We start from the raw sequence: 20,018 nt of genomic DNA on the forward strand, positions 1-20,018 counted from the left end.
GCCGTCCCGTGCTCCCGGGCGTCGCAGTCGCCGGATGCGTGGCCAACGGATTGCCGGTTGCCGGACGGGAAGGGCTGCCGCCTGGTCACCCCATACGGGTCCGGGAGCGAAGCAGGTCGCGTTCGGGGCCGGTGGCTGCCGCGAGGGCGTCGGCCAGCGCGGTCTCGAAGATGTCCTCGATGCGGATCCGCCGGTCGGTCACCGCGGACTCGAGGGCGCCGGTCACCATGGCAAGGCTCATCACGTTGTCGTGGACCTCGCCCATGGGCACGGTGCCGGTGCGCAGCGCGTGCACGAATTCGGCCAGGGAGCCGGCGATGCCTCTCATGGGTTCAGCCGTCGTCCGCATGAGCCCCGGTTCCCGGTCCACGTCCTTTCCGGGTGCCGTCTCGACGGCGGCGGGGTGGCGGCCGTCCCAGGTGATGGAGCCGTGTTCGCCGCTGAGCCGCCATGCTCCGTTCCAGGAATTCTCCAGGCCGGGACTGCACCAGCTCCCGGTGAAGACATAGCGGCTGCCCCCGGTCATCTCGAAGACAGCGGTGGTGGCGGCGGCACCGGCGTACCAGCTCCAGCCGGGGTTGTACTCCTCGCAGCGGACCGAGACGGGCTGGGCGTCCAGCAGCCAGCGGGCGGTGTCGAACGGATGGATCGCCATGTCGAGCAACAGCGGGTGGTCCATCGCCTCGCGGAACCCGCCGAAGCGGGCCGCTTTGAAGAACTCGGTGGTCAGGATGCCAAGTCGGCCCAGCCGGTCGGCCTGTTGCCTGAACGCGAAGAGGTGCGGGTGGTAGCGGCGGGACTGGCTGACCATGAACAACTCGCCTGCCAGCTCGGCGGCGGCGGCCAGACGCAGCGCCTCCGGGAGTGTGGCGGCGAGCGGCTTCTCGCCGAGCACTGGCAGGCCGAGGGCGAGGGCCTCAAGGGTGACGGGGAGGTGCGCCGCGGGGACGGTCACATCGACGACGGCGTCCGGCGAGGTGGCCGCCGCGAGCGTGGCGAGGTCCCGCCCGGTGGGCACGTCCGGGGCGCCGGCCTCCATGCGGGCCTTCTCGGCTGCGGCAGCGTCGATGTCGACCACCCCGGCCAGCACGGTGTCGGGGGAGGTGAGGATGGTGCGCAGCCAGAGCCGGGCCATACGGCCGGCACCGACGACGAGGATCCGCAGCGGCTCGCCGTCGTCCGGCACCGTCCGGAAGGCCGGCTCGGTCCTGATGGGCCGCTTGGTCATTCCCGTACGCCGTCGCCGTCGCCGTTGAGGAACCAGCCGGTGTCGCTGTGGATCAGTCGTGGTCTCGCGTGGCCGGCGTCGGGGGCTGCCCAGCGGACGGCGTTGGCGATGACGCGGCGTACGTGTGGGTGGTGGTAGACGGGGTAGTCCTGGTCCCCCGGGCTGAAGTAGAAGATCTTGCCGTGACCGCGCCGGAAGGTGCAGCCGCTGCGGAAGACCTCACCACCGCTGAAGGAGCTGATGAAGATCAGCTCGTCGGGGGTCGGGATGTCGAAGAACTCCCCGTACATCTCCTGCTGTTCGATGACGATGGGATGCGGCACACCGGCGGCGATGGGATGGGACGGTGCGGTCGTCCAGATGAGTTCGCGGTCTTCCGCGCTGCGCCAGCGAAGGGTGCAGGTGGTGCCCATGAGCCGGGTGAAGATCTTCGACAGGTGCCCGGAGTGCAGCACGATGAGGCCCATCCCGGCCAGCACCCGGCGGTGCACCCGTTTCACCACCTCGTCGGAGACCTCGCGGTGGGCGAGCTGCCCCCACCAGGTCAGCACGTCCGTCTCCGCGACCACTTCCTCGGTCAAGCCGTGCTCGGGCTCCCCCAGCGTCGCCGTACGCACCCGCACCTCCTCGCCCAGATGTTCGGAGATGCCGTCGGCGATGGCACCGTGCATGCCCTGCGGATACCTCTTGGCGACCTCGGCATCGCGCTGCTCGTGCAGGTCCTCCCCCCAGACCGTTACCCGCAAGGGAGCCGGGGGTGTCGACGATGACATGACGTCTCCTTCAAGCGACGGCCACGTCGCCTTCGTACGATCCATGCGATCCGTCGCGATGACCCGGGCGGAGCGTGTCAAAAGTTTCGAAAATGCTTGATGCAAGGTAACCCGCACGATGAGGGCCGTCAAGATCCCGACCGCGCGGCCCCCTCCGCAATCAGGTTCGGTGTCGGCGCATAGCTGAACTGCGCGGTAATCTCCTGAGGAGAGAGTCGACGCATGCCGAAAATTTTCGGGAGAGCAGAGAGCGGATTTGTGACCGGAACCAGGACACCGCGGCCCACGCTTGCACAGATCGCGGAGACGGCCGGCGTGTCGATCTCCACCGTTTCCAAGGTCTTGAACGGCCGGGACGACGTCTCGACGAACACCCGCGTCAAGGTCGACTCCGCGCTGCGCCAGCACCAGTACGCGCGCCGCGGTGTACCGCTGTCCGCGTCGGCCGTGCGCGCCCTCGACCTGGTGATGAGCGGGCTCGACGGGTCGTGGCCGGCGAGCGTCGCGAGCGGGCTGGAAGCAGCGGCGTACGAGGCGGGGGTGCACGTCGTGATCTCCGCGGCCCGATCGGGCTCCTCGGCGAACAACCACGGCGCCCAGGACTGGGTGGACCGTGTGGTGGAGCGCGGCAGTGCGGGCGTTGTCCTGGGTCTCATCGAGCCGACCCCCGACGAACTCACCCGCCTGCGGCAGGCACAGATTCCCATCGTCGTCATCGATCCGCTCAGCGATCCGCCACCCGATGTCGTCTCTGTGGGCACGACGAACTGGGCGGGCGCCTACGAGGCGACCACCCACCTCCTGGACCGCGGGCACCGGCGTATCGCGCTGGTGACCGGGCCGCCGCATCACCTCTACGCGCGTGCGCGCACCGCCGGCTACCGCTCCGCCATGGCGGCGGCGGGCATCGACGTGGATCCGGCGATGATCCGGTACGGGACCTATGACCGCGCCAGCGGCGCGGAGCAGGTACGGGCGCTCTGCGAGCTGCCCGAGCCGCCGACAGCGCTGTTCATCTGCTCCGACCACATGGCCATCGGCGGATACGAGGCCCTGGCCGCAGCCGGGCTGCGCGTGCCGGAGGACATCAGCGTCGTCGGCTTCGACGACCTGCCCGAGGCGCGGTGGGTCTCCCCGGCGCTGACGACGGTGCGCCAGCCGCTGAAGGACATGGGCGGCAGCGCGCTGCGGACACTGCTCCGGCTGATGAACGGCGACGAGCCCGAAAGCCCCCGGGTCGAACTGGCCACGACCCTGGTCGTCCGCGACAGCACAGCCCACCGCGGCTGACCGGTCCAGGTCCCACCGCGACCGACCAGAGCGCGGCTCTCCCCTGCTGGCGAAAGTCACCGGGCAGTCTGCAGCGGATCGTGGCCCCGTGCTGCGGGCGCACCCCGGCAGTTCCTGCCGAGAATCTTTCGGGCAGCCGTGTCCGACACCTTGACGCTTGTGCGGCGTGTTCCTAGAGTCTGCTCCCGGCCGATAATTTTTTCGCAACTTTGCAGAGCGGGCACCCTCGCGTCACTACCGCATAGCTGGCATGTGCTCCGCGGGAACGGGTGGCCGAGGCTGCCACGTGGCCGGACGGGCGGAAGGAGACAGCCCTATGACCTCCAGACATCGGCAGGCTTTGGTGGTGCGAGGCGGCTGGGAGGGCAGCTTTCCCGTCCAGACGACGAACCTCTTCATGCCGTTCCTCCGTGAGAACGGGTTTCGGATCCTGGTCGAGGACTCCCTGGAGGTCTACGAGGACGAGGACCTGCTCGTGGAGACCGACCTGATCGTGCAGTGCTGGACGAGGGGTGACATCACCGCCGGTGAGACCGCCGGCCTGATCGCAGCAGTCAGGGCGGGAACAGGCTTTGCCGGCTGGCACGCCGGTGTCGTCGACGCGTTTCGAGAAGACCTCGACTACCAGTTCCTGACCGGCGGGAAGTTCCTCACGCGACCGCAGGGTCCCGGCCGGCACCGGATACACCTGACCCCGGAACACGCCGACCACCCGGTCATCGCCGGGCTCGGCTCGTTCGACGTCGACACCGAGCCGTACTGGACCCTGAACGACCCCTTGAACGACGTGCTCGCCACCCTCACGGTCGACGCCGATGACACGCGCCAGCGGTCGGTGAGTATTCCCGCGGTGTGGGTCAGGACATGGGGCAAGGGCCGCGTCTTCGTGTCCACCGTCGGTCACAGCCCGGACGACTTCAGGAGTCCGCACGTGCGCACCCTCACCGAAAGAGGGCTCCTGTGGGCAAGCCGTTGAGCCGTGGTCGGGAGCGCCGATCACCGGCGCGCGCGGCGCAGCAACGGCGGCGGCCGACCGGCCGAAGACGCCCACAGCCGCAAGAGCGCCCGGCATCACGGGTTGTCGTCCGGGCGACATCCTGCTCGCCCTCAGGGCGAGACCCTCCATGCGTGCCGACGAGGGCCCACGCAAGTGAGTGAAACAGCAGGGAGTCTCGCCGGAGGACGGCGAAGGTCCTCAACGGCACGTTGCTTCTCCGCGCCGGGCCCTTTCCCGCTTCCGGGGACGGACCTCGTGCGGGCTGCACGCCGAACAAGCGCGTCCGGCCCATTCCGGCCGGGTGCACCGGTACTGACCAGGGAGGCTCGTGGTGACAGACATCACGACCCGGCTCGGAGCACGAATACGCCGCAGACTCGCGCGGATTCTGGTGCTCTTGATTGTGTTCCCGCTCGGCGGGGTCATCGGTATTCCGACCGCCGCCCACGCCGACCAACCCGATGCCGATCCGTTCTCCGCTCTCGTCTTCAGCAAAACGGCCGGGTTCCGGCATTCCTCGATTCCGGCAGGGATCAGCGCGATCCGCAAGCTCGGTGACGACAACGGGTTCACCGTCGACACCACGGAGGACGCCTCGGCGTTCACGGACGAGAACCTCGCCCGCTACGATGTCGTCGTCTGGCTCTCGACGACCGGCGACGTACTCGACGAGACCCAGCAGGCCGCATTCGAGCGCTATATCCGTTCCGGCGGTGGATACGCAGGCGTGCACGCCGCGTCCGACACCGAATACGAATGGCCGTGGTACGGCGAATTGGTCGGTGCCTACTTCAAGAATCACCCGGCCCAGCAGAACGCCACCGTCAAGGTAGAGGACCCGGCTCACCCGTCGACCGCCGGCTTCTCACCGGCCTGGAGCAGATTCGACGAGTGGTACAACTACCGCGCTAATCCGCGCGGAAAGGTGCACGTGCTCGCGTCCTTGGACGAATCGACGTACAGCGGCGGCGGCATGGGGCCCGAGCATCCGATCACCTGGTGCCAAGGGTACGACGGCGGTCGGTCCTGGTACACGGGCATGGGCCACACGGAGGAGTCCTTCTCGGATCCGAAGTTCCTGCGCCACCTCCTGGGCGGTATCCGCACCGCGGCGGGTGCCGAGGACGCCGACTGCGCGGCCACGCTCACCGACAGCTTCGAGAAGGTCACCCTCGACGACAACACGGCGAACCCGATGGAGTTGGCCGTCGCCGACGACGGCCAGGTCGTCTACATCGACCGCAACGGCGATCTGAAGGTCATCGCCCCCGACGGCGGCACGTCGACGGCCGGCCACCTCAACGTCTACACCGGTCAGGAGTTCGGGCTCCTGGGCGTCGCACTCGACCCCGACTTCACAGCCAACGGGCACCTCTACCTGTACTACTCACCCCAGGGCGACGAAGCCGTCGACCGCGTCAGCCGGTTCACCATGAAGGGCGGCACTCTCGACATGTCGTCGGAGAAGGTCGTGCTGACCGTCGACACCCAGCGGGAGCAATGTTGTCACGCGGGTGGGGCGCTGGAGTTCGACCACAAGGGCAATCTCTACATAGCCACCGGCGACAACACCAACCCGTTCGCGTCGTCGGGATACGCCCCCGTCGACGAGCGGCCGGGGCGCTCGGCCTGGGACGCCCAGCGCACCTCCGCCAACACCGACAGCCTCAACGGCAAGATCCTGCGGATCAGGCCCAAGCCCGACAGCACTTACGCCGTGCCGGCGGGCAACCTCTTCGACGACCGTGACGACCGGACCCGGCCCGAGATCTACGCCATGGGGTTCCGCAATCCCTTCCGGATCGGACTCGACGAAGAGACCGGGAGCCTGTACGTCGCCGACTACGGCCCCGATGCCGGGTCTTCGAGCCCCGACCGCGGCCCGGACGGACGCGTCGAGTGGAACATCGTCCACAAGCCGGGCTTCTACGGCTGGCCGTACTGCGTCGGCGCGAACACGGCCTACCGGGACTACGACTTCGCCACCGACACCTCGGGCCCGGCGTCCGACTGCTCGGCTCCCACGAACGACTCGCCGAACAACACCGGACTGACCAAGCTGCCGTCGGCCGAACCCGCCACGATGTGGCAGGGCAAGTCGTCAACCGGCGTGCCCGAGATCGGCGGCAGCGGTGCGCCGATGACCTCGGGCAGCTACCACTACGACCCGGACCTGGAATCCGAACGCAAGTGGCCGGCGTACTTCGACGGCAAGGCAATCTGGGCCGACTGGAACGACAGCCGCCTCTTCACGGTCCAACTCGACCGGACCAGGCGCGCGTACACCGACGTCAACCGCATCTTCGCAGGGATGAATCTCACGCGCCCGCACGCCCTGCAGTTCGGCCCCGACGGAGCGCTCTACGTGATCGAGTGGGGCAGCGGCTTCGGCGGCAACAATGCCGACTCGGGCATCTACCGTATCGACTACGTCCAGGGGAACCGGGCCCCGACTGCCCACGCCACCGCGGACAGGACGTCGGGCCCAGCCCCTCTCACGGTCGCATTCGACGGGTCGGAGTCGAACGACCGAGACGGACAGAACCTCACCTACGCATGGGATTTCGACGGCGACGGCACCACCGACAGCACGGACGTGGCTCCCACGCACACCTATGAGACCGCCGGAGACTACACCGCACGCCTGACGGTGACGGATCCTGACGGACGCACCGGTGTATCCAGCGTCGCCATCACAGTCGGCAACACCGCCCCGGAGGTGAAGCTGGTCCTTCCCTCAGACGGTGGATTCTTCGAATTCGGCGACACCATCCGGTACGAGGTCGAGGTCAACGACCCGGAGGACGGCACGATCGACTGCCAGAACGTGGTCGTCCAGCCCGGGCTCGGCCACGACGAACACTCCCACGGCTATGAGCAGTACCACGGCTGCAGCGGCAGCTTCGTGCTCACCGGGGACGAGGGCCATATCGGCGAGAACATATTCGGCGTGGTCACGGCCACGTATACCGACCAAGGCGGTGCCGGTGCCTCGGCGCTCACGGGTGAGGACACTGTGGCGCTGCACACCAAGCGCACCGAGGCCGAGTTCTTCGACCAGCACGGGCGGCTCAAGGGATCGACCTCGGGCGGCACCGCCGGAGTCCAGATCGAGGACACCGGTGACGTCGCGGGCGGCGGCAAGAACGTCGGCTATATCGAGCCGGGCGACTGGTTCGGGTGGGACGTCATGAACCTCAGTCGCATCGATCGGATCACGCTTCGCGCGGCAAGCCCCACCAGCGGTGCGACGTGGGAGGTCCGTACCGGCGATCCTGACAACGGACCGACCGTTGCGACGATCCAGGTTTCGGGCACCGGCGGCTGGCAGACGTACCAGAACTTCTCCGCCCAGCCTGTCGGCGCCTCGACCACGGTGACCGGGCCACTGTACTTCGTGCAGGTCAGCGGCGGTTCCAACGTCAACTGGATCGACTTCGAGGGCCAAGGAGTATCCGAGCCCGTATCCGGAACGTAACGGTCACGGCGATGTCGGCCGGCGGCGAATCGCCGTCGGCCGACTCCCATGTCACCACGCTCTTGGCTTCGCACCAACCGCCTCATCAGCTCGAACACGTCTGCCACCACCGCGCCGGCTCCAACGGGGAGCCGATACGCCAGGACGCCGCACCCCGAGGGCACGAAGCCCCCGGGGTGCGGGATTCTCGCTGCCGGGGCGGCTGCGACCTGGCCGGCTACTCGTCGTTCACGGTGACGACTGCTCGCGCCTCGACGGATGTGCCGGCGGCCACTCCGGCCACGGTGAACCATCCCTCGTCGGCGACCTTGTCCTCCGGGACGGAATCCCAGGTCACATCGACGGACTTGGTCGTGGCATCGCTGTAGACGGCCTCGGCCTGTGCCGGCAGCGTCGGCACGACACCGACCTTCGTGTCGGCGGAAACGGCCTTGAAGTCGACAATGGACGCCGCCTTCTGCGCCTCATACACCTCGAACTCCGCCAGACCGCACTCCGCGCCGGTTGGGTTGTCGTACGTGCCATCGGGATCGATGGTGAACTTCACCCATCTGGTCTTCACTGGCGCATCAAGCGTCACGACATTGTCCGGCTGACCGTCCCACTGGATTCCGGTGACCCGCTTGCTGCCGCCTTCCCATTCCAGGAGTCCGTCCACGATCCGGTCGCCGGATCCTCCACGATCGATCAGGTTGACCTTGTCGATCTCCACCGCAGCAGGGAAGTCGAGTTTGATCCACGGAGTCCGGTCGGCCTTCTGCGCCGCCCAGGACGTGGACTTGGAGCCGTCGACCGCCTTCGTGCCGACATAGCGGTCGTCCTGATCGCCACCGTCCGGGACGCCGTTCCGGTCCCGGACCGAGGAGACCGTCACCTGCGCCTGACCGGCGATGTTGGTGCTGCGTGCGACGATCGTTTCCTCGCCCGACTGCATCTCCACCCCGTCCAGCGTCATGACAGCTTGCACGGTCGCCTTGAATGTGCCGGAGATCGGCTCCTTCAGCACGATGGTGTTACTGCCCGGCACGACCGCCAGACGGTCATCGCTGAACTTGTAGGAAACTGTCGCCTTCGACGGGTTTACCTTATCTCCGGTGTTCAGGGTTCCGTCAACCGCTCCTACAATCGGCTCACCCGTCTTGATGGTGCTGCTGTCGAGTGACAGTTTCACATCGTCGAGAAACGCCGGCAGAGACAACTGGCCGGATGCATCCACGTCGACGTAGAAGTGATCGCTTGTGCGGTACCCCTCCAACTCGGCGGTCACATTGATTCTGGTACGCCCCTTCCCTACGGCCGATACCACGCCGTCGGCCCCGACTTCGGCCACGGAGGGATCGTCGCTGGTGAAAGTAAGATGCGCCTTGTTCAGATCGAGCGGCTGGCCGAGGAAGGAGAACCCCGCCACGTCGGTCGAGGCGGTCTTGCCATCCGCGCTGACTTCCGGAGCCAGTTCGATGCTGCCGAGTGCGGTGAGGTCTCTCAGCGAGAACGCCTGAACCTCGAGTACGTCGACCGGGCTGCCATTCTGGCCGCCGCCGGGGAACGAGACCCGCACGTACCGCGCCTGAACGCTGGAACGGTCGGGATCCACCGGATAGTTGTAGTAGAGACCCTCCTGTTCCCAGGCATACAGTGTCGTGTCACTCTGCGGAACTGCCTGTGTGTCCCTCGACGTCGGCAGACCGGGCCCGGACAGGGTCGACGTTTCGTTGCCCGTGGTCCACTTGACGCCGTCTTCGCTGTACTCGATCTTCACCTTCTTCGGCACGTTGTGGTAGGTCACGTTGTCGGCATCGGGCATGCGATGGTTGAAGAAGACGTTGACGCGGGTGAGTTCCTGCATCTTTTGCAGGTCGTAGGTGATGCTCGGAGATTCGTCGCCGGCCGGCGCCACCCACTTCTCAGCATTGCCTCCCGCCGCGTCATTGATGATGCCGTCGGACAAGGTGCTCGCGTGCTCCTTGTCGGTGGACACCTTCGGTGCGATCCCCCGCGCGGCGTTGAAGTCGGGGATAAGCGTGACGTAGTTCCGGGTCGAGGTGTAGGTCTTCCCGTCCACCGTGATGTCCGCCCAGTAGCTGTACATCGTCGGCTTGGCGACCTTGCCGGTGAACTTCATGGTGCCGTTTTCGACGGCGAACGGCGATTCTGCGGCCGGGACCTCGGACACCACTATCTTGCCGGCAGCGTTGTCGCGCTTGCCGTCAACGGTGGCGTAGTGGTACTTGACCTCCGATGCGTTGAGGATATCGACGGTGCCGCCCTTACGGGTGTAGCCCTTGAACTCCACCGGCACGTCCTTGTTCGTCGAGAACTGCCCCCAGAACGACGATCCGTCGGTGAGCATGTTGACGCCGACAAGCGGGAGTGCCGCCGAAATCGCGCCATCGCGAACCTTCACCGGGTACGTGTCGGTCTTGACCTGCGGTTCGTTCACACCGTCGTTGTAGGTCGCGGTCACCTTGATGGTCGCGGCCCCGTCGCCGACGGCCCTGACCCGGCCGGTGCCTCCCACTGTGGCGACCCGCTCGTTGTCACTGGCGAAGCTGAGCTTCGCAGGCGCGAAGACGTTGGCGTAGTCGTTCATGTAGCTCTCGGCCCTGAGTTGCAGGGTACTTGCCGAGGGCTGGCTGCTGAACAGCTTGACACTCGTCATCCGGTAGTCCCTGACGGGACTCTTCGTCCTGATCTTGATGATCGTGTCAACGGGATCCGTCGTCACTTCGGACGTGTCGATGTCGATGTAATACTTGGCTCCGTCCCGCTCCATGGTGAACGGCAGCGAGATCCCCTTGTTCAGCCACTCCACGGCGTCGACCTTGTAGTCGAACGGACCGATCCGGCTCATGCGGTCCTGGCCTTCGAAGCCCGACTTCGCCGCACCGTCGATCTGGTTCTTGATCATGTGCATGTAGACGTACTGGTCGCGTGCCATGGCGTAGCCCCACTCGGGGCCCTGACCATGAGCGATGGCCTTCTGCGGGTCGGTGTACCAGCCGGGTTTGAGCGTGTAGTCCATGGTGTACGGCGTGGTGCCGTACATGGACTCGCGCAGGTCGGGCCCGGCGACGTTGTTCATCCACCTCACGATCGAAGCGCGCATGTCCGACAGTTGCTGGGAGGAGATCGGCACCATCGAGAAGATGTTGGTGTTGTCCAGGTTGCTGCTCAGGTTGTCCATGCCACGGGTCACGGTGACCGAGGAGTCATAGTTCATGACATAGCCGTGGCCGTACTGGTTGATCAGCTCCTTTGTCGCCTCAGCCCAGTTGTCCCGCTCGTTCCCTTTAGCGTATTGCGTCCAGATATCCAGGGCCGTGGTGTACGGGTCGTTCCATTCCTCATGGGCGACCTTCCGGCCCTGCGGCAGGATCCCGTTACGCCAATGGCCGTCATGGTACGGCTCGCTGTTCCAGAACGCGCGCTCGTGCAGAGTGATGTCCTGATCCCCGGTCTGCGCGTTCGGGTTCGCGTCGATAAGCACCCGGTCGTTGTAGTTGCGCGCGGAACTCCAGGCGACGTCGATGTTCGAGTAGGACTCCGGACCGCCATCGGCGAACACGTACCACGGGTCGTACCGCGCGACGAGGTCCTGAATGTCGCTCTCCAGAATGGGAGATCCCTCGTACAACGAGGAAAGGTAGACGCCGAACCTCAAGCCGTAACGCTCAGCAGCCTCCTTGGCCTGCTTGACGCGGTCCTTCACGTGCCAGGTGCCGTCATCGGCCTTGTACAGCGCGTTGTACTTGTACAGCTTGTTGCTGTCGCTCGGGGTCAGGTTCGCGTTCGGCGACGGCCAGTAGTAGATGGTGTTCTGGATGCTCTCTGTCGAGAGCATCGTCACGCCCATTTCCTTGGCCTTCTGGGCCCATTCGTCGTAGTTGTAATTCGGGTCGTACAGGTTCGGCATGGTCCCTGTGGTGTGGGACAGGGCCGACATCTTCCCGTCGACGAACCAGTCGACCGGGTTTCTCTTGACCGTGATCGTGTACTGCTTCTTCGCGGAGGCGCCCTGCGCGTCGGTCACCTGCACGGTGAAGGCGTAGTCCTTCTGCTTCTCGCCATGCGCACCGTCCGATACCGTGCCTTCGATATGACCGTCGGCCGCCAGTGTGAGCCCGGGCGGCAGTTGGCCATCGGCGAGGTCCCACTCATACCCGGGAGTCCCACCGGCGGCCTGGAAGGTGAACGGAGCAGCCTGCGGGGCGATGCTCGACGTGTTCCGCTTGCCGTCGATCGTCGCGACCATTCCGACATAGGGGTTCTCGTCGTAGGCGTACGGCAGAGTGTTGGAAGGATAGTCGTTCGCCGGCACGTTCGCGTTGCGCTTCTCGAACGCTTCCTGATCAACACTGAGGCCCGTTGTGGCGACAGAGAGCTGGTTGCCGGACACATTCGGTCCCGCCACGGAGTGCGTCAGGTCGGGGACGAGGTCGCCGGCACCGTCACAGAGTCTCGCGTAGAAGCCGAGAAAGTTCTTGCTCTTGCTGGTGTTCTTGTGCTGAATCTCGATCAGAAGCTTGTTCCAGCCCTCCTGCAACTGAATGGGGTACTTCTTGCCGTTCTTGTCGACCCTGTTCGCGACACTGTCCTGCTGGCCGACCTGAGCGTCGTTCGCGAACAACCGGTACACGCCCGAGCCGCCGACCTGCCACTGAACGTCCTGCGCGGTCGGACTGTAGACGTAGCTCGCGGCCATCACCCACTTGCCGGCCGTGGCCTGCCCCTGCTTGACGTCGAAGTAGCCCATCAGATCGTTGTAGTCGTCGTAGTTCCGGTTGAAGACGCGATCGTCGAAGTACTGCCAAGTCGACGTCTCGTTGCTGCCCGGGGCCTTGAGAGACGTGCCAAGGGCGGGGACCACCGGTGGGGAAGACTCCTTGACCACCGGATCGGTGTAGGGACCGGAGACCGCCCACTGGTTCAAGTACGGTGCCGTTCCACCGGTTTGAGCCGCATCGGCTTGAGGCCCTGCGAGTACGCCGCCGATCGCAATGGCGAGCGCGATCGCGTACGCGACGACGCCGCACTGGATCTTGCGCAATCTCTTCATGCTACGTCCTTGCACTTGTCGAGTTGACTGATGCCCCCGCCGCTCAGTCCTTCAGCCCGTCCACCCGCACGGTCGTCCCTCAAGTCGCGGGATCGAAGCGTCTCCTGCCCACATGGCCAGATCCGCGGATCCTAGGATGTTTCGCATACATTCAAGAGTGCCGGACAGTAGAGCAGATCCATCTGCTCGTGACAAGGGATCCCGCAGACGAGCATCGGCCAGGTCGACAGAGCGTCACCACATGGGGTCTGCCCAGCTCACCCGCTGATGCTGCCGGTCAGCTCGACAGAGCTCCGACCCTCCGCGGCCCCTTCGTGTTTGTGATACACACCGATCTGCGCCGACGGTGTCGTCCTAGACAACGGGACTTGCCACCGCGCCGACGCGCTCGCCGCGCACTGCCTCGTGATCACGGTGAGCGGAGCGCAACAACCTCAGGCTGCCAGTGGAGATCTCAGATCTGATGCGCACGGACCGTGGACCGAGCCCCGCCGAGTGGTGGGGCGCGACCGCTTCGTGTCTGCTACTCGCAGGGGCAGGCTGGTTGCGGCGAGCCTGACCATACTCGGACCCATGACCGCCACCAGCCACCACGGCAAGTCCCTCCTCGGTGAGTTCCTGTCCACGCGCCGGGCGCAGTTGAAGCCGGCCGACGTGGGGTTGCCGGACTACGGGGACCTGCGGCGGGTGCCGGGGCTGCGGCGCGAGGAGTTGGCCCGGCTGGCCGGTGTCAGCGTGGCCTACTACATCCGGCTGGAGCAGGGTTTGTCGCTGAACGCCTCGCCGCAGGTCCTCGACGCGCTGGCCACGGCGCTGCGCCTGGACGACACGGAGCGGCGCCACCTGCACACCCTGTCCGGCGAGGCCCGGCAGAGCCGGCAGAGCCGCCGCCGCCCCGCCGAGCGGGTCACCGCGGCGGTGCGCCAACTGGTGGACGCCTTCGGGGACTCACCCGTGGTCGTCGTCGGCCGGCGCTCGGACGTCCTGATGTGGAACCGCGCCGGGCATGCGCTGTTCGCCGGGCACCTGCCCCTGGACAGCCCCCGCCGAGCGGCCACGCGGCCCAACACCGCCCGGCTGGTGTTCCTGGACGACCACACGCGGGACCTGTACGTGGACTGGCCCAGGAAGGCACGGGACGTGGTGGGCAAACTGCGGCAGGCGGTCGGTGAGGATCCGGACGATCCCCAGCTGGCCTCCCTCATAGGCGAGTTGACCATGGGCAGCCCGCAGTTCGCCAAGCTGTGGGCCGAACACCGCGTGCGCGCATGGGGCATGGCCGAGTACCGGATGCGCCATCCGACGGTCGGGGAACTGGACGTACTGCAGCACTCGCTCCCGGTGCCCCGGGCGCAGGGCATCAGGGTGGTGGTGACGACGGCGGCGCCCGGCTCCGCCGCCCAGGCGGCACTGCAGTTGCTCAACCAGACCCTCCAGCCCGCCGCGGACACGCCGGCCACCGCCCACCCCGCCGCCGACGTACCCGTACGCGTCGATCCTCTGCACTCCTGACCCGGCCGACCCGCCAGGCCCGCGCACCGCACCACTGCCGGACATCGCCCGGGGCCACCCGCGCGGCCTCGTCACGCGCGTCTTCCCGCCGCCCCGTCAACGCCACCCCCTCTGCCCCCGCCTGCCCTGCGACGGTCGCATGCCCGCAGGCCCAACCCTTCCGAGGAACAAGGACAATGAAGAAGAAGACGAAGCTGAGGATCGCCCTCGCAAGCGCCGCACTTGTCGCCACCGCGGTCACCGGAACGTCGTGCGCCGCCAACGACTCCCACGCCGATACCGGCCCCGAGCGGCCCCGGACCGAGCAGAGCCGGCAGAGCGAGCACGAGGCGGCCGACGTCATCAAGGCCGACGGCTCGAACGTGTTCCCGCACTCGCTGGACTACGACGCGAAGTCGCACACGTTCTTCGCCGGCTCGCTGAGCCAGGGCAAGGTCTTCGCCTTCGGTCCGGACGGACGGGTCCGCACCCACATCGACGACCCGGAATTGGTATCCGCCCAGGCCGTCCACGTCGACCGCGAACGAGACCGCCTCCTGGTCAGCAACGTGGACTACGGCCTTGCCGACCGCTCCCGCCCGGACGCCCCCTTCCGCATCGCCGGTGTGGGCAGCTACGACCTGAAGACCGGGAAACAGGACTGGTGCACGGACCTGACCGCGATCACCAACGACGGCAGGAAACACCTGATCGCCGACCTGACGGTAGCCCCCGACGGTACGGTCTACGCCGTCGACCAGCTGACCCCGACGGTGTTCCGCGTCGCCCCGGACGGCGACGCCTCGGTCCTCCTGCAGAACGACCTGCTGCAGGGCGAGCTGGACATTCCCGACTTCCTGCAGGACGTGGGGATGGCAGCGGTGGAGTGGGTGGAGGGGGACCAGCTGGTCATCGCCATGGCCGACGGCTCCCTCGTACGGGTGCCCGTCCACCACCCCGAAGAGGCACAGCCGGTAGAACTCTCCGCCCCGCTGGCGTCCCCCACGGCCGGGATGCGGCTCTTGGAGGACGGCTCGATCACGGCCGTCAGCAGCGGTCTGCTGTCCGGCGCACCCGCCGAGATCCAGCACGTGGACCCCCGAAAGGGCTGGGCGGAGGCCACGGTGAGCGGCACCGACACCGTCGAGGACCCCGTCACCAGCGACGTGACCGCGGGACCCGACGGCACGACGTACGCGCTCAGCGGCGGACTGGCCGACCTCCTCGCCGGCAAGCCCAACGACGGGTTCACCCTGAGCCCTGTCACCGTCGATTGACGCCGCCTTGGATCCGAGCCTCGTCCCGCGTACTGACCGGCGGCGACAGGTCCGGGTCCGGTGCAATCGACGCCGAGGCACGAGACCTTCTCCCGCCGCCGCCAGACGCCGCGCCCGTACCACCGAACACCGGTCACCCGCGCGATGCGGGTGACCGGTGCCGGGGGTTGCCGGGATTAGACGGGTTGGCGCTGCCAGAGCTGGTGCCCGCGGCCGTGGCAGGTCCACTGCTGAACCCTGGCACCGTCAGCGGTGGACTCGTCCTCGACGTCCGCGCACTTTCCGCTGTGCCGTGCCCGGAGCTGTATCGCGTCGCCGACCTCTATGAGCTCCCATTCCTGGTTGGCGCCGCCGTGGCAGACCCACTGGATGACGTCGGCACCGTTCGCATGCGACTCCTGGAGCACGTCGAGACACTTGCCGCTGTGCCGGCTGACGATGTTCACATAGCCCTCACCGGCGTCACGGAACTCCCACTGCTGCCAGGGGTTGCCGTTCCACGTCCACTGACCGACCGTGGCACCATCGCTGGTGTTCGGGTTCTGGACGTCCATCACCTTACCGCTGTGCTGTGCCACCACACGCTCGTACGACGTCGCCGCCGTCCCCGGGGTCAGCTCCAACCAGTTCACCCGGACTTTGCTGTCCGGGAAGACGAGGTGCAGCGGGAACGTACCCGTCGCGGGCTTCAGATCCAGCGTCACGTTCTGCCAGGGCGCGGCGTCCTCGGCGAGAAGGATGCTCGCGTCGTTGCCCTGTGCGGAGGAGTCGACGGCCGTGGTGCCGCCGTCCTCGTCGAACTTGTACCAGGCGACGTTGCCGCCGCCGACGTCGCCGCCGGGCTTGGCGGTCAGCGACTGCACCTCGTTCTGCGTCAGGGCCCGGTCGAAGATGTTGAAATCGTCGACACCGCCGTGGAGAAGCGGGTCCGCCTCCCACTGCGAGTCGCCGATCCAGTTCTGCTCCGTGGGGCCCAGGTCCGCCGGGTTCAACGTCATGTTGTCGTTCGTCCCGATCGGCTCGCCGTTCAGATAAAGCGTTCCCTTCGTGCCGGACAAGGTGACCGCAACGTGCTGCCACCCGTCGGTGGGCAGCGGCTGCGAGCCGTTGATCTGCTGCTCGCCGGAGCCGGTGGTGATCGCGTACCGCAGGTTGCCGGTGCCGCCGGCGCTCGGGGTGAGGAACATGTAGTTTCCGGTGCCGGAGCCGAAGTCGAAGACCCGGGCCCAGGTCTGGCCGCCGGACCAGTTCACCCACGCGGAGACGGTGAAGTCCTCGACGCCCTCGACGACACCCTGGGGTAGTTCGGCGGACTCCAACTGGCTCGTGCCGCCCAGTTGGACGGCGTTGCCGAAGCCCTCCGGGCCGCCCGTGCGCGGCACCTCGACGCTTCCCTCGATCTGCGCGGTGCCCAGGAGTTCGCCGTCGGGCGCGCCGCGCCGCACCTCGACCGTGGCGTCATCGGCTGCCGCCGCGCGGAGAGTCATCTCGCCGACGCCGTCGAGGTTGTAGGGGTCGTACGACGCCCACGAGCCGTTCTGGCCGGTGATCGCCTCACCGCCGCCGGTCTCCTCGTCGTTCGCCGCGCCGACGCCGACGTTCGAGGCGTCGCCGAAGTGCTCGACCTCCTTTCGCTTCTGCTGCAGGAAGTGCGTCTTGCCGCCGGTCAGTTCCGGTGCGCCGGCCTCGCCTCCCAGGTCGGTGTAGGTGGCCGTCACCGTCAGCGCGATGTCCGCGGCCTCTCCGTGCTCCGCGTCGGACTGGGTGGTGAGCACGCCCTCGCAGCCGTTCTGCGACTGTCCGGGATGGACGTGGGCATTGCCGCCCTCATCGTGGTAAAGGCCCTGTTGTACGGTCACGCGCCCGCAGTCGATCGCGTCGCCCGTGCCGTCCTCGGCGTCCGCCACCGAGACGGCGAAGGGGATCTCATCACCCCATTCGAAGACCTGGCCGTGGTGTGGCAGCGCGATGGTCACCTCTGGTCGGGTGTTCCCCGCGGTGACCGTGACGTTGGAGGTGCCGGAGCGCCCCGACGGGTCGGTGACCGTGAGCCGCGCGGTGTACTGGCCGGGCTCGGCGTAGGTGTGGGCCGGGTTGGTCTCGTCCGACGTCGTACCGTCGCCGAAGTCCCACGCGTACGTCAGCTCGTCGCCGTCCGGGTCGTTGCTGCCCTCGCTGGAGAACGTGACGTCCAGCGGAGCGGGTCCGGAGTCCTTGTCGACCGCGGCCTTCGCGATCGGTGTCCGGGCACCCTTAGTGTAGTTGATCTTGTAGAGGCCGGAGTCGGGGTTGACGCCCCCTCCCCCGTAGTTGAAGTCCATGCCCCACTCGATCAGGTACATCGCCCCGTCCGGCCCGAACTCCATGTCGTGCGGGCTGCGGAAGAGGGTGTCCGGCATGAACTGCTCGAAGCTCTTGTAGTTCCCGTTCTCGTCCAGCCGGAGCGCGCCGATCCATTTGCGCGACCATTCCATGACGAAGACGGCGTCGTCGTAGTACTCCGGAAACTGCCCGTCACCCAGCAGTTCGGGGTCGTAGTGGTACACGTCGCCGGCGTACGCGGAGCGTCCGCCGCCGTCGGGAATCTCCGGGAACTGCGGCGACGGTCCGTACGGGTAGTGGATGAACGCGTCCTTGGCCGGCGGGACGGTCTCCAGGCCGGTGTTGAACGGGGACGTGTTGGCCGGGCCGTTCTCGCAGTCGAAGGGCTCTCCCGGGGTGCTTGTCGCGAAGTCCCACTCGCGGTACGCCTGGCTGTCAGCGATGCAGTACGGCCAGCCGTAGTTGCCCGGCTCGCGGATCTGGTTCCACTCGTCGTAGCCGCGCGGGCCGCGGTCGGGGTTGTCGGCGCCGGCGTCGGGGCCGACCTCGCCGGCGTAGACCCAGCCGGTCTCGTCGTCGACGGCGATACGGAACGGGTTGCGGTGGCCCATCGTGTAGATCTCGGGCCGGGTCTTCTCGGTGCCCGGCGGGAACAGGTTGCCCTCCGGGATCGTGTAGGTGCCGTCGTCCTGGGGTGTGATCCGAAGGATCTTGCCGCGCAGGTCGTTGGTGTTGCCGGAGGTGCGTCGCGCGTCGTAGGAGTGCTTGGCGTCCTCGCTGGTGTGCTCGTCGTGGACGCGCCCGTCGATCGGGGCGAAGCCGTCCGAGGCGAAGTGCGCGGTGTCGTCGCCGGTGGAGATGAAGAGGTTGCCGTCGGGGCCGAACCGCATCGAGCCGGCGGAGTGGCAGCACACCTCCCGCTGGTGCGTGAACTCCAGGAGGACCTTCTCGGACTCCATGTCCAGGGTGTCGCCGTCGACGGTGAATCTGGAGACGTGCTGCACCTCGGGCGATGGAGCGCTGTAGAAGAGATAGACCCAGTTGTTCGTCTCGAAGTCGGGATCGAGGGCGATGCCCAGCAACCCGTTCTCGTTGCCGCGGTGGACCGGTATCTGCGCGGCGGTCTTCACGGCGCTGGTCTCGGGGTCGTAGATCTTCACCGTGCCGGCCAGCTCGACGTAGAAGACGCGCCCGTCCGGGGCGACGGCCAGTTCCATCGGGTTGGCGGTGTTGTCGTCCAGCGCGACCTTCTCGAAGGACGCCTCCGTGGGAGGTCCTTCGCGCGGCTCGCCGCAGTCGCCTTCGGCGGCGCCGGCGGCCCACTGGATGCCGCCGAGGATGTGCTGGCGCAGCTGCGGCTCGTCGTAGTGCTCCGGGCTGTGGCCCAGCGCGGTGTACCAGGTCCGGCCGCCGTCGAAGTCGGAGCACCAGGCGATCGGGTGGTCGTCACCCATGGCGTCCGGTCCCGGGTTGTACGTCGACTCATCCAGCGTGGCCAGGACGTGGACCTTCGCACGCGGGTTGGCGGTGAAGTTGTACCACTCGTCCGTACGGACCCACTCGGCCGGCAGCCCGGCCGTCGACGGATGTGTGGAGTCCTCTATCCGTACGGTCGCCTCCTGGAACTGGTCCGCGCCGGCGGGGTGGCTCTTGAAGAACGCGCCGCCCATGAGATCGGACCACCAGGCCCAGTCCGTCTTGTCCGTGTTCGACGTCGAGTGCAGCCCGACGAACCCGCCGCCGCGCTGGATGTAGCGCTCGAACGCGTGCCGCTGGTCGGTGTTGAGGGTGTTCTCGCCGTCGGTGAAGAAGGCGATGGCCTCGTACTGCGCCAGCCCTTCGTCGGTGAAGACCGCGGCGTCCTGCGTCTCGGTCACCGTGAAACCGTTCTCCTGGCCGAGCTGTTCGACGGCCGCGAGAGCGGACGGGATCGAGTCGTGCCGGAAACCAGTCGTCTTATGGAAGAACAGGACGTCGTATTCTGCCTCGGCGTCCTGCGCGGCGGCGGTGGCCATTCCCGGGAGGAACGAGACCAGGACCGCCACCACCACGGTGAACAGGGTGAATCTCTGGCGTTGTCGCATTGCCCTCTCCGTGCGTCGTTGC

General features: G+C 67.1%; 10 protein-coding genes. 5 read left to right on the forward strand and 5 right to left on the reverse strand.

Annotated features, from left to right (window positions below; all coding sequences use genetic code 11):
• Positions 1–85: 85 nt before the first annotated feature.
• From B124_RS18520 to B124_RS18530, 3 genes are all read right to left on the reverse strand, one after another.
• Positions 86–1,228, reverse strand: a complete 1,143-nt coding sequence (locus B124_RS18520; protein ID WP_496503984.1) for a Gfo/Idh/MocA family protein — start codon at positions 1,226–1,228, stop codon at positions 86–88.
• Positions 1,225–2,001 carry a ThuA domain-containing protein gene (locus B124_RS18525; RefSeq protein ID WP_496503985.1) on the reverse strand — a complete coding sequence of 259 codons (777 nt, stop codon included), beginning with the start codon at positions 1,999–2,001 and terminating at the stop codon, positions 1,225–1,227. Before B124_RS18525 ends, B124_RS18520 begins: the two co-directional genes overlap by 4 nt.
• 128 nt (positions 2,002–2,129) lie before the next feature.
• The gene (locus B124_RS18530) at positions 2,130–2,330 is read right to left on the reverse strand and encodes a hypothetical protein (RefSeq protein ID WP_496504002.1); all 201 of its coding nucleotides are present in this window, start codon (positions 2,328–2,330) and stop codon (positions 2,130–2,132) included.
• On the opposite strand from B124_RS18530, the gene B124_RS18535 reads away from it, so the two are divergent.
• The 3 genes from B124_RS18535 to B124_RS18545 all read left to right on the forward strand — a co-directional run bounded on the left by B124_RS18535 (position 2,260) and on the right by B124_RS18545 (position 7,766).
• Entirely contained in the window at positions 2,260–3,291 is a 1,032-nt protein-coding gene (locus tag B124_RS18535) for a LacI family DNA-binding transcriptional regulator (RefSeq protein ID WP_496503986.1), read from the forward strand. The genes B124_RS18530 and B124_RS18535 overlap by 71 nt on opposite strands.
• Before the next feature lie 316 nt (positions 3,292–3,607).
• Positions 3,608–4,267: a ThuA domain-containing protein gene (locus B124_RS18540; RefSeq protein ID WP_496503987.1), complete on the forward strand. Its 660-nt coding sequence runs from the start codon at positions 3,608–3,610 to the stop codon at positions 4,265–4,267.
• A gap of 352 nt (positions 4,268–4,619) precedes the next feature.
• Positions 4,620–7,766: a ThuA domain-containing protein gene (locus B124_RS18545; RefSeq protein WP_496503988.1), complete on the forward strand. Its 3,147-nt coding sequence runs from the start codon at positions 4,620–4,622 to the stop codon at positions 7,764–7,766.
• Between the two features lie 217 nt (positions 7,767–7,983).
• Here the strand turns inward: B124_RS18545 and B124_RS18550 are convergent, their stop codons facing one another.
• Positions 7,984–12,813: a DUF7402 domain-containing protein gene (locus B124_RS18550; protein ID WP_496503989.1), complete on the reverse strand. Its 4,830-nt coding sequence runs from the start codon at positions 12,811–12,813 to the stop codon at positions 7,984–7,986.
• A 582-nt stretch (positions 12,814–13,395) separates the two neighbouring features.
• On the opposite strand from B124_RS18550, the gene B124_RS18555 reads away from it, so the two are divergent.
• Positions 13,396–14,334, forward strand: coding sequence for a helix-turn-helix transcriptional regulator (locus B124_RS18555; protein WP_496503990.1), 939 nt, complete (start codon positions 13,396–13,398; stop codon positions 14,332–14,334).
• Positions 14,335–14,510: 176 nt separating this feature from the next.
• Positions 14,511–15,590, forward strand: coding sequence for a hypothetical protein (locus tag B124_RS18560; RefSeq protein WP_496503991.1), 1,080 nt, complete (start codon positions 14,511–14,513; stop codon positions 15,588–15,590).
• Positions 15,591–15,766: 176 nt separating this feature from the next.
• Here the strand turns inward: B124_RS18560 and B124_RS18565 are convergent, their stop codons facing one another.
• Positions 15,767–19,996: a ThuA domain-containing protein gene (locus tag B124_RS18565; RefSeq protein WP_496503992.1), complete on the reverse strand. Its 4,230-nt coding sequence runs from the start codon at positions 19,994–19,996 to the stop codon at positions 15,767–15,769.
• Positions 19,997–20,018 lie beyond the last annotated feature (22 nt).

Source organism: Streptomyces sp. CNP082 (genome assembly GCF_059570535.1).